The organism is Thalassospira sp. UBA1131 (genome assembly GCF_002311515.1).
Taxonomy (GTDB): Bacteria; Pseudomonadota; Alphaproteobacteria; order Rhodospirillales; family Thalassospiraceae; genus Thalassospira.
On record NZ_DCAO01000088.1, the window covers coordinates 20,371 to 26,675 of the forward strand.

The window sequence follows — 6,305 nt, forward strand, 5'->3', positions numbered from 1 at the left end:
CCCAAAGAAGTCTGCGACTGGTATCTGGCGGTCTATATCGACGCGTTTGAATGGGTTGAGCTTCCCAACACCTTTGGCATGGCGCTTTATGCCGATGGCGGCAAGATGGCGTCAAAACCCTATGCCGCCAGTGGCAAATATATCGATCGCATGTCGGATTACTGCAAGGACTGCCAGTACAACCCGCGCAACAATACCGGCAAGGATGCCTGCCCGTTTAATGCGCTTTACTGGCATTTTTTGGATCGCAACGCCGACAAGCTTGGCAACAATCCGCGCCTTGGCATGCCATACCGCAACTGGGCCCGCATGAAGGACGACAAAAAGCGCGATCTGATCGCACAGGCCGACGCGTTTTTAAGCAAACTTGATGATGGCAAGCTTGATACCGGATCAGAACAAGGCAGCCTTTTCTGAAGCTTAGAAATCAAACGTGATCTGTTGATCAGATTTATCGCGCCCGGCCGGTGGCCGTTTCTGTTTAAACGTTCGGCTTCCGTGCTGCTTGACGATTTGCTGTGCCTGATCACGGAAATCATCATTTTTGCGAATGGCCCAGATGTTGGTACGCGCATGTCGGGCGGCGGCCATATGATCAACAATCGGGGCTGGATAATGTTTTCCGATCTCAACGCCCAGATCAATCTGTTCAATAGGGGCAAGTCGCCAGGGTTCGTGAATGAAGGCGTCCGAAACGTCGCGCAGTTCCGGCACCCAACGGCGTATGAAAGCACCACCGGGGTCCTGATCATTGGATTGTTTGACCGGGTTATAGATGCGTGGCGTGTTGATCCCGGTCGTGCCTGATTGCATCTGGATCTGCGGGTAATGAATGCCGGGTTCGTAATCGACAAATTGCCGGGCAAGATGCAATGCGGGTTCACGCCAATGTTGCCAAAGCTGATAGCTGACAAAGGCTGTCAGCATCGCGCGCATTCTGAAATTGATCCAGCCGGTGTGATCAAGGGCGCGCATGCAGGCATCAATAAACGGAAATCCGGTTTTGCCAGCTTTCCACGCCAGAAGTCCCGGATCTTCGGGGTTATCTGGACGCAACCCGTCATAGGCCGGGTGCAGGTTTTCAATCTCGATCCCCGGTGTGGTTTCAAGTTTCTGGACGAAATGACAATGCCAATGCAGCCGGCTTTCATATGCCTTTAGTGCGGAAAGAAAGCCTTTGGGGCGATCCGTTGCAGGCATGGCATGGATATCGCACCGTCTTTCACGCACGGCATGAATGATTTCGCGCAAGGATACTGTGCCATAGGCAATATGAGGACTTAGCCGTGAACAGCTTTCAAATGCGGTTCGGGGCGATGACATTTCGCGGTGATATCTCTGCCCGCGATAGCCAAGGAAACTGTCAAGCAACCGCATCCCCGCGCGCCGTCCGCCGCCCTGAGGGTCATTGCAAGGTGCGGAAAGGTGTGCCACCGGATTTTCGGGAATTGTGCCGGGATCAAGATCAACGGCAGGTGTTTGAAACCGCACCTGCCCGGTCGGTGGGCTGGCAAAAAACGCCTGCCATGCCCCGTGCCAGTGATCGCGATCAAGCCTGCCACGGATGACGGCAAACTGCCGATGTTCCTGGAATGCAATGCCCTTCTGGCGCGCCCAATCCGAAACGGCCAGATCACGTTTGAATGTCCAGAGATTACCGGTTTCTTCGTGTGCATGAATCGTACGGATATCGAACTTTTCAGCAAACCCGGTCAAGACATCAACAACATCCCCAACCCGCACGGTAAGCGATTGACCAAGCGCACGGGCATCAGACGCCAGTTCATGCAGCGACGCGCGGATAAATTGCCAATGCCGTGCTGATGTATCTGGCAGCCGCCAATAGTCGGGCTCGACGACATAAAGCAACACAACAGGATATCCGGCAGCAATCGCCGCATTCAGCGCCGCATGGTCATGCAGACGCAGGTCGCGCTTTAACCAGACGATTGTGATGGGTGCGCGCATCAGCAGCACCCAACGACAACATTTGCATCAGGTGTGATGGACAGACTTAAAATGCGGAAACAAACCAGCGGCATGCAAACGGAACTCGCAATCACAAGAACATTGCTTCCATACGCTGCGTGACTTTGTCCGGATTGGTTGGGCCCAGAGTCTCGCCCAGAAACACAAAAAGCCGGACTTGTGTCCGGCTTCCGCATTGGCAATCCCGATTGACGGGTGCCTATATGGTGCGAGCGTTATGCAATCGCGTCACGTGCTGCTTTACGAGCGACGTCTTTGATCTGCCACTGGGAAATCCCGACATCATCAAGATCGCGCTTATCAAGGCCGTAAAGTTCATTCGCGACCGAGCGTGCATAGGCCCAACGGCGAACAGCAACAAGAATACTGGACAGGAACATGTTGAACCTCCTTGGGTTACAATTTTGAATGCTGCCTTGGAGGTGAACTCCAACTGTCTGGCGCATTCATCAGCTTGCTTCGCGTTGCAATATGTCGAAATTCCACTTGATCCTCAACCACCAAAAAATGCATATCATCTGTGCCATTTATTCACAGATAAACACATATGATCAAACCATACTCGACAATCCGTGGCTGATACGGCGATTAAGTATGATGTTTTGAGTTGAAATATACCTGTGCGCGCATAGTGCATCGCAGCATTTTCGCCGGATTTTCAGATCAAAACGCCCTGCCCCATGCCCTGTTCTAGACGTTACCCTCTGCGACCTTGGCAAAGGGCAACGCCGATTGAAGGGCATGGACGGTAAGCGGCGCGGCAACGCCTTTGACCGCGAAGTCACCACAGCACACCGTCGGTTCGGTGATGTGGCTTGCCAGAACATCTGACATCAACAAGGGTGTGCCGATCTGTTTGGTCAGGCTTTCCAGACGGGCCGTCCGGTTTACCGCCACCCCCATCACGGTGAAATCCAGTCGGTGGGTACCACCAACATTGCCATAGACCACTTCGCCGTAATGAAGCCCGACGCCAAAGCGAAGGATCGGCAAGCCTTCTTTCAAACGTTTCCGGTTCACATTTTCCAGATCGGCCAAGGCGGCCTTTGCCGCACGCACGGCGTTTTCACAGACACTTTCGGCCGATTGATTGTTTTCCTGGGCAAAGACAATCAGCATCGCATCGCCGACAAACCGCAAAATCTCGCCCCCATGGGCGCGCACCGCACGTTCGACCGTTTCGAAATAGACATTAAGACTGTCAAGCAGCTGCTCGACCGACAGGGTTTCGGTCATCACCGTGAAATCGCGCACGTCACTAAACCAAAGGGCTGCACGAATGGTTTCACCGTCGCCGCGACGAATATGACCATGCATGACCCGCGCGCCGGTGCGTTCGCCCAAATAGGTATCAAGCAACGAATGTTCGATCCGTTTGGTCACATGCAGTTCAAGCACCCCGCCAACGTGGTCCAGTAATCCTTCAAAACAGGCGATTTCGCTATCATCGAAACCGTCGGGCTGATCTGTTGCGATGGTCATAACGCACCAGCGGCCGCCACTGAACCGAATGCGGGTACAGTAATAGTCGGTCAACCCCATGCCGATCAGTTCGCCGACGAGCGGGTGATGATCGGCCGGATTGACCCTGGCAAGGTGAATGCGCACCGGGCCACCATGCAGGTTCACGTCTTCGACCGGACTTCCGATGTAGGAACCGCTTTCATGAATGCCGTGGGTGGCCTCCCACAGACGGGCCCCGTGTTCGCGATCCCAAAGAAACGACCAGACGGCGACTTGCGGATGGAGTGCCTCCATCGAGCAGCGCATGCGTGCAATATGAAATCCTTGGGCGTTGATCCGCGTCATTAGTTGGTCAAGGAAGGCATTTGCATCCTCGATCAGCCGGCCTTCTTTGGCAATCCAGTCGATAACAGGTGCGCTATTCCACATGGTCGTCCTCTATTCCCCTGCTATCACATGATAATCGCGACCAAATTCGATGCACTTATTCCGATGCGTCACAGCTTTAATGCCGACAAACGCCCTAATTGTTTTTGCTGCTCTGCAATATATTAGCGATGTATATTGCCAATTTTGTAACAAAGTGTTTCAGTTCGCAATCTGGAAACGCCCTGTTACAGTTTTGTGGATGCATTGTGCCCCTTCTCGCAGCATGTTGTCGCTGCAAATGGTTAAAAGCCAGGGAGGAAACCTAGATGTATCTGCGCAAAACCATCCTCGCCACTGGTGTGGCGTTTTCTGCACTCGCGACTGCTAACTTTGCTCATGCCGAGCCGACCGCTGAAGTTCTGCACTGGTGGACTTCGGGCGGCGAAGCAAAAGCTGTCGCATCCCTTAAAGAAGATTTCGAAGCCAATGGCGGTACCTGGGTTGATAGCCCGGTCGCTGGTGGTGCTGGCGATGCAGCCATGACCGTTCTGCGTTCGCGCGTTCTGTCGGGTGATGCACCGGCTGCTGTTCAGCTTAAAGGTCCGGCAATTCAGGAATGGGCCGAACAGGGTGCCCTTGCTGATCTCAATGACGTTGCCGCTGCTGAAGGTTGGGATGACGTTATCCCGGCTGCGATCCAGGACGTTATGAAATACGAAGGCGACTATGTTGCTGTTCCGGTAAACGTTCACCGCGTTGACTGGATCTGGGCAAACCCGACCCTTCTTGCAAAAGTTGGTGCCGATTCCGCACCGACCACCTGGGACGAGTTCAACGCCCTTGCTGACAAACTTCAGGCTGCTGGCATCACGCCGGTTGCCCATGGTGGTCAGCCGTGGCAGGACGCAACCGTCTTTGAAACCGTCGTTCTTGGCCTTGGCGGCCCGGAATTCTTCCAGAGTGCTCTGGTTGATCTCGACGAAGACGCACTGAACTCCGACACCATGAAAGCGGTGTTTGACCAGATGCGCAAAATCCGTGGTTATGTCGATGCCGACTTCCCGGGTCGTGACTGGAACCTTGCAACCGCGATGGTCATGAATGGCGAAGCCGCCATGCAGATCATGGGTGACTGGGCAAAAGGCGAATTCCTTGCTGCTGGCAAAGTACCGGGCAAAGACTTCATCTGTGCAGCAACCCCGTCTGAAAACGGCTACCTGTTCAATGTTGACAGCTTTGCCATGTTCAACGTTTCGGGCGACGACAAGGTCGCAGGCCAGAAACTGCTTGCCGAACTGATTGTCGGCGAGAAGTTCCAGGAAACCTTCAACCTTCTCAAAGGTTCGATCCCGGCACGTTCAGGCGTTTCGCTTGATAAGTTCGACGATTGCGCCAAGAAGTCCGAAGCTGACCTCCAGGCCGCACAGGAAGCCGGTGGTTTCCTTCCGTCCATGGCACATGGCATGGCACTGCGTGGCCACCTTGCAGGTGCGATCGTTGACGTCGTGACCGCACATTTCAACTCCGACATGTCGTCTGACGAAGCCGTCTCGCGTCTGGTCGAAGCTGTTGAACTGGCCAAAGACTAATCTCATCTGATCAGTACAATCTGAGATATGAGCAATTTGCAGGCCCCGGAATTTCCGGGGCCTGTTTCCCACTCATTTAACTTTTGAGGCAAAGGTTATGGGGGCTTCTCAAAGCACCGAAAGCAACCTGACGGCCAGCATCCAGCGTCATCTGTCCAAGATCGTTGTTGCACCGTCCTTTGCTGCGTCCCTGTTTTTTGTCTACGGGTTCATCCTGTGGACCGGCTATATGGCGTTTTCCAAGTCGCGCATGCTTCCCGTCTGGGATTGGGCAGGGCTTCGGCAATATGAACGTCTGTGGCAGATGGAACGCTGGCATGTTGCCATTGAAAACCTGCTGATCTTTGGCGGTCTGTTTATCGTGACCTGCCTGATCATCGGGTGCCTTCTGGCAGTTCTTCTTGATCAGCGTATTCGCGCCGAAGGTGCGCTTCGCACGATCTTCCTTTATCCGATGGCCCTGTCCTTTATCGTGACGGGTACTGTCTGGAAATGGCTTCTTAATCCGGGCCTTGGCCTTGAAAGCATGATGCATGACCTCGGCTGGACGAGCTTCAAGTTCGACTGGCTGGTCAATTCGGACATGGCGATCTACACGGTTGTGATCGCAGCAGTCTGGCAGGCATCGGGCTTTGTCATGGCAATGTTCCTTGCGGCATTGCGCGGCGTCGATCAGGACATCATTCGCGCAGCCTATATGGACGGTGCCAGCCTCCCCCGGATCTATTTCGGTATCATCATTCCGTCGATCCGCCCGGTTTTCCTGAGTGCGATCGTCGTTCTGGCTCACCTTGCTGTTAAAAGCTTTGACCTTGTCATTGCGCTTACCGGTGGTGGCCCGGGCTATTCATCCGATCTTCCGGCAACCTTCATGTACACGATGGCCTTCCAGCG

5 protein-coding genes and 1 pseudogene are annotated in these 6,305 nt (G+C 54.1%); 3 read left to right on the plus strand and 3 right to left on the minus strand.

The genetic code is table 11. The features are described 5' to 3' along the window. Nucleotides 1–417 (plus strand): annotated as a pseudogene (locus tag B3Z49_RS13330) (cryptochrome/photolyase family protein); the annotation flags it as partial. 3 nt (nt 418–420) lie between these two features. On the opposite strand, the gene B3Z49_RS13335 reads toward B3Z49_RS13330, so the two are convergent. The 3 genes from B3Z49_RS13335 to B3Z49_RS13345 all read right to left on the minus strand — a co-directional run bounded on the left by B3Z49_RS13335 (nt 421) and on the right by B3Z49_RS13345 (nt 3,882). After that, complete coding sequence (locus B3Z49_RS13335) at nt 421–1,968, minus strand: cryptochrome/deoxyribodipyrimidine photo-lyase family protein (RefSeq protein WP_296991699.1); 1,548 nt, start codon at nt 1,966–1,968, stop codon at nt 421–423. A 236-nt stretch (nt 1,969–2,204) separates the two neighbouring features. Continuing rightward, entirely contained in the window at nt 2,205–2,369 is a 165-nt protein-coding gene (locus tag B3Z49_RS13340; RefSeq protein WP_008891829.1) for a DUF1127 domain-containing protein, read from the minus strand. Nucleotides 2,370–2,679: 310 nt separating this feature from the next. Continuing rightward, entirely contained in the window at nt 2,680–3,882 is a 1,203-nt protein-coding gene (locus B3Z49_RS13345; RefSeq protein WP_296991706.1) for an adenylate/guanylate cyclase domain-containing protein, read from the minus strand. Nucleotides 3,883–4,148: 266 nt separating this feature from the next. Here B3Z49_RS13345 and B3Z49_RS13350 point away from each other — a divergent pair, with 266 nt between their 5' ends. Both B3Z49_RS13350 and B3Z49_RS13355 read left to right on the plus strand, forming a co-directional pair. After that, nucleotides 4,149–5,411: an ABC transporter substrate-binding protein gene (locus tag B3Z49_RS13350; protein ID WP_063086948.1), complete on the plus strand. Its 1,263-nt coding sequence runs from the start codon at nt 4,149–4,151 to the stop codon at nt 5,409–5,411. Nucleotides 5,412–5,508: 97 nt separating this feature from the next. Continuing rightward, nucleotides 5,509–6,305 (plus strand): carbohydrate ABC transporter permease (locus tag B3Z49_RS13355; RefSeq protein ID WP_296991709.1); only part of this gene is annotated, 797 nt, incomplete at its 3' end.

Coding starts and splice junctions, on each gene's coding strand:
- B3Z49_RS13335 (WP_296991699.1), bottom strand. CDS start 1,968: ATGCGCGCACCCATCACAATCGTCTGGTTAAAGCGCGACCTGCGTCTG.
- B3Z49_RS13340 (WP_008891829.1), bottom strand. CDS start 2,369: ATGTTCCTGTCCAGTATTCTTGTTGCTGTTCGCCGTTGGGCCTATGCA.
- B3Z49_RS13345 (WP_296991706.1), bottom strand. CDS start 3,882: ATGTGGAATAGCGCACCTGTTATCGACTGGATTGCCAAAGAAGGCCGG.
- B3Z49_RS13350 (WP_063086948.1), top strand. CDS start 4,149: ATGTATCTGCGCAAAACCATCCTCGCCACTGGTGTGGCGTTTTCTGCA.